Source organism: Clavibacter sp. MX14-G9D, assembly GCF_032917815.1.
In the GTDB taxonomy this organism is placed as follows: domain Bacteria; phylum Actinomycetota; class Actinomycetes; order Actinomycetales; family Microbacteriaceae; genus Clavibacter; species Clavibacter michiganensis_K.
This window is the reverse complement of record NZ_JAVCVL010000232.1, coordinates 1-4,052: the sequence shown is the minus strand read 5'-3', so window position 1 is coordinate 4,052 and position 4,052 is coordinate 1. Positions and strand designations below refer to the sequence as shown.

Here is a 4,052-nt window from a genome sequence, read left to right as displayed (position 1 = left end):
CGACGACGGGGCCGCCCTCCGCCGGGCGCGGCGCACGCCGGTCGCGCCGCCGGGACCGGTCGTGCCGGGATCCACCTGCACGATGCCGCGCACGCGCGTGGGGTCGTCGTCCTCGTCGACGCCCGCGGCGACGGCGGACGCCCACCCCTCGCTCGCCACCTCGAGCGGCGTCTGCGCGAGCCGCAGCTCCGCCTCGACCGCCTGCAGCTCGCGCACGAACGCGAGCGCCGACTCGGGGCGCGCCGACGGCTGCCGCGACATGGCGCGGCGGAGCACCAGCTCGAGCCGCTCCGGCACGTCGGCGCGGCCGGTCGGCAGCGGACGCGCCCGCTGGATCCGGGCCACGAGGTCCGCGGGGGCGTTCTGCCCGCCGGGTACCTCGAAGGGGCTCCGCCCGGCGAGCAGCGAGTACACGGTCGCGGCGAGCGACCAGACCTCGCTCCGGACGGTGCCGGGGCTCTCGTCGGCCAGCACCTCGGGCGCCGACCACGGGATGGAGAGGCCCACCGCGTCGGTCGCGGCGGCGTCCTCGAGGGTCGACGCGATGCCGAAGTCGCTGAGCACCGGGTGCCCGAAGGCGGTGGTGAGGATGTTGGCGGGCTTGATGTCGCGGTGGAGCACGCCCGCACGGTGGGCGGTCTCCACGGCGCTCGCGATGCGGATCCCGACGCGCAGAACCTCGGCGACGCCCAGCGGCTCGCGCCGGTACCGGTCGCTGAGGCTCGACGAGCAGAGCTCCATGACGAGGTACGGGCGCCCGTCGGCGGCGACGCTCGCCTGGTGCACGGTGAGCACGGACGGGTGCGCGCTCAGCTGCGCCATGAGGTCGGCCTCCGCGCGGAACATGGCGCGGAGGCGGTCGGTCACGATCTCCGCGAGCATGACCTTCACCGCGACCTGGCGGCGCGGCATGTCCTGCTCGTAGAGGAAGACGTCGGCGAAGCCGCCGCTGCCGAGGACCGTCACGTACGTGAATCCCGGCAGCACCGGCGGGGACGACGGCAGGCGTCTGGCCATGGCCCCCTCTTCGGGTCGGGACCGACGGCAGGGGCTGTTGCGGGCGGCGGGTGGAACGCAGGTGTCCGATGAGTCTAGGTCGCCGATCCGCGCGGGTACACGGATCGGCGCCCTGCGGACGCCCCCTCTTCGGGAGCGCCCGTCGTGCGGGCGGGGCTAGTCGCGCGGGGGCAGGTCGCGCGCCGGCTGCCCGATGTAGAGCTGCTGCGGGCGGCCGATCTTGGTGGCCTGGTCCTCGTTCATCTCGCGCCAGTGCGCGATCCAGCCGGGGAGCCGGCCGATGGTGAACAGCGCCGTGAACATGCGGGTGGGGAAGCCCATCGCCTTGTAGATGACGCCCGTGTAGAAGTCGACGTTCGGGTACAGCTTCCGCTCGATGAAGTAGTCGTCCGCGAGAGCGACCGCCTCGAGCTCCTTGGCGATGTCGAGCAGCGGGTCCTGGATCCCGAGGGCCTCCAGCACCTCGTCGGCGCTCTCCTTCACGAGGCGGGCGCGCGGGTCGAAGTTCTTGTAGACGCGGTGCCCGAAGCCCATGAGGCGGACGCCGTCCTCCTTGTTCTTCACGCGCTCCACGTAGCGGTCGACGCCCTCGCCGGAGTCGCGGATGCGGCCGAGCATCGCGAGCACGGCCTCGTTCGCGCCGCCGTGCAGCGGGCCGAAGAGCGCGCCGATGCCCGCGGAGACGGAGGAGAACATGTTCGCCTCGGTCGATCCGACGAGCCGCACGGTCGACGTCGACGCGTTCTGCTCGTGGTCCTCGTGCAGGATCAGCAGCCGCTCGAGCGCGCGGCTGACCACGGGGTCCACCTCGTACGCTTCCGCGTTGTTGCCGAAGTTCAAGCGGAGGAAGTTGTCGACGAACGACAGCGAGTTGTCCGGGTAGAGGAACGCCTGGCCGATGCTCTTCTTGTGCGCGTACGCCGCGATGACCGGCAGCTTCGCGAGCAGGCGCAGGGTCGAGATCTCGACCTGCTCGGGGTCGTGGACGCTCAGCGAGTCCTCGTAGTAGGTGGAGAGCGCCGACACGGCGCTGGAGAGCACCGACATGGGGTGCGCGTTGGTGGGCAGGGCGCGGAACAGGCCCTTGAAGTCCTCGTGCAAGAGCGTGTGGCGGCGGATGTCGTCCTCGAACTTCGCGAGCTCGTCGGCCGAGGGCAGCTCGCCGTGGATGAGGAGCCAGGCCACCTCGAGGTAGCTCGAGTGGCGTGCGAGCTGCTCGATCGGGTAGCCGCGGTAGCGGAGGATGCCCTGCTCGCCGTCGATGTACGTGATGGCCGAGCGGGTCGACGCGGTGTTGACGAAGCCGTTGTCGAGGGTGGTGAGCCCGGTCTTCCGGGTGAGCGTCGAGATGTCGATGCTGGAGGCCCCGTCGACCGCCGGGAGGATGGGGAACTCCACCCGGCCGCCCGGATACGTCAGCGTCGCGGTCGGCTCCTCCGCCGCCTGGGGCTTCTGGTCCGCCTGCTGCCCGCCATCGGTCACGGCGCCTCCTCGAGTCATGTGTCGGATCGGTCGGACCGATCCGCGCCGTGAGCGCTCATGGCGCCGTCGCGACGCCGGGTCCGAACCGACTACAGCCTAAAGGGCCGACCGGGACACTGTCGCCTCCGCCAGCATCCGGGGCGTTCCGTTGGAGGTCGTGCTACGCGGGAGGAGCGGAGCGGAGCCGCGCCGCCGCCGCCTCGATGCGCTCGTCCGTGGCCGTGAGGGACAGCCGCACGTGCTCGGGCGACGCGTCGCCGTAGAAGGGGCCGGGGCCCGCGAGGATCCCGAGGTCGGCGAGCTCCGCGATGCCCTCCCAGGCGTCGCGGCCGCGCGTCGCCCAGAGGTACAGGCCCGCCTCGCTGCGGTCGATGCGCCAGCCGGCGTCGACGAGCGCGGGCAGGAGCACCCCGCGGCGCGCGCGGTAGAGCTCGCGCTGCGCGCGCACGTGCGCGTCGTCGCCGAGCGCGACCGTCATCGCGTGCTGCAGCGGCGCGGGCGGGAGGAGCCCCGCGTGCTTGCGGACGCGGATCAGGCGGGCGATGAGCTCGCGGTCGCCCGCCACGAGCGCGGCGCGGTAGCCCGCGAGGTTCGACTGCTTGCTCAGCGAGTAGAGCGCGAGGACGCCCGTGTGGTCCTCGCCGACGACTCGCGCGTCGAGGATCGAGGGCGTCGGGCCCTCGGCCCACTCCCCCTCCCAGCCGAGCTCGGCGTAGCACTCGTCGCTCGCGATGACGGCGCCGAGCTCCCGTGCGCGGGCGACCGCGGCCCGCAGCTCCTCCACCCCGAGCACGCGGCCGTCGGGGTTGCCGGGCGAGTTCAGCCAGACGAGGCGGGTGCCCTCGGGCCAGTCGGCGGGGTCGTCGGCCGGGACGCTGTCGGCCCCCGCGAGGGCGGCGCCGATGGCGTAGGTGGGGTACGCGACCCGCGGGTGCACGACCGCGTCGCCCTGGCCGAGGCCGAGCATGAACGGCAGCCATGCCACCATCTCCTTCGACCCGATGGTCGGCAGCACCTGGTCGGTGCCGAGCGTCGCGCCGCGGCGCCGCGCGCTCCAGGCGACCATCGCGTCCCGCAGCTCGGGCGTGCCGACCGTGGTCGGGTACGCGTGCGCGTCGGTCGCCCAGGCGAGCGCGTCGCGGATGAGCGTCGGCGTCGGGTCGACGGGCGAGCCGATGCTGAGGTCCACGATGCCGTCGGGGTGGCGCCCTGCCCTCTCGGCGTAGGGCGCCATCAGGTCCCAGGGGTAGTCGGGCAGCTCGCCGAGGGCCATGCGCGTCAGCCGGCCTGGGGCGGGAGGGCGGCGATGACGGGGTGGTCGGAGTGCGTCACGCCGATCTTGGTGGCGCCGCCGGGCGAGCCCATCTCGGCGAAGAACTCCACGTTCGCCGTGTAGTAGTCCGACCACTTCTCCGGCAGGTCGTCCTCGTAGTAGATCGCCTCGACCGGGCACACCGGCTCGCAGGCGCCGCAGTCCACGCACTCGTCGGGGTGGATGTAGAGGGACCGCTCGCCCTCGTAGATGCAGTCCACCGGGCACTCGTCGATGCAGG

The 4,052-nt window shown here is 73.0% G+C and carries 4 protein-coding genes; all 4 read right to left on the bottom strand.

The window, feature by feature from the left end; translation table 11 throughout:
- The coding region (locus tag Q6969_RS13720; RefSeq protein WP_317230942.1) for a serine/threonine-protein kinase at positions 1-1,017 on the bottom strand (1,017 nt) is incomplete at its 3' end.
- A 156-nt stretch (positions 1,018-1,173) separates the two neighbouring features.
- Positions 1,174-2,499 (bottom strand): citrate synthase, encoded by a 1,326-nt coding sequence (locus Q6969_RS13715; protein ID WP_317230941.1) that lies wholly within the window; start codon positions 2,497-2,499, stop codon positions 1,174-1,176.
- Between the two features lie 160 nt (positions 2,500-2,659).
- A complete protein-coding gene (dapC, locus tag Q6969_RS13710) occupies positions 2,660-3,772 on the bottom strand; it encodes a succinyldiaminopimelate transaminase (RefSeq protein ID WP_317230940.1) in 1,113 nt (370 codons plus the stop codon).
- Between the two features lie 5 nt (positions 3,773-3,777).
- Positions 3,778-4,052 (bottom strand): ferredoxin (gene fdxA, locus Q6969_RS13705; RefSeq protein ID WP_317230939.1); only part of this gene is annotated, 275 nt, incomplete at its 5' end.

Bases quoted from the DNA above. Each gene is read 5' to 3' on its own strand.
- dapC (WP_317230940.1), bottom strand. From the start codon at position 3,772: ATGGCCCTCGGCGAGCTGCCCGACTACCCCTGGGACCTGATGGCGCCC.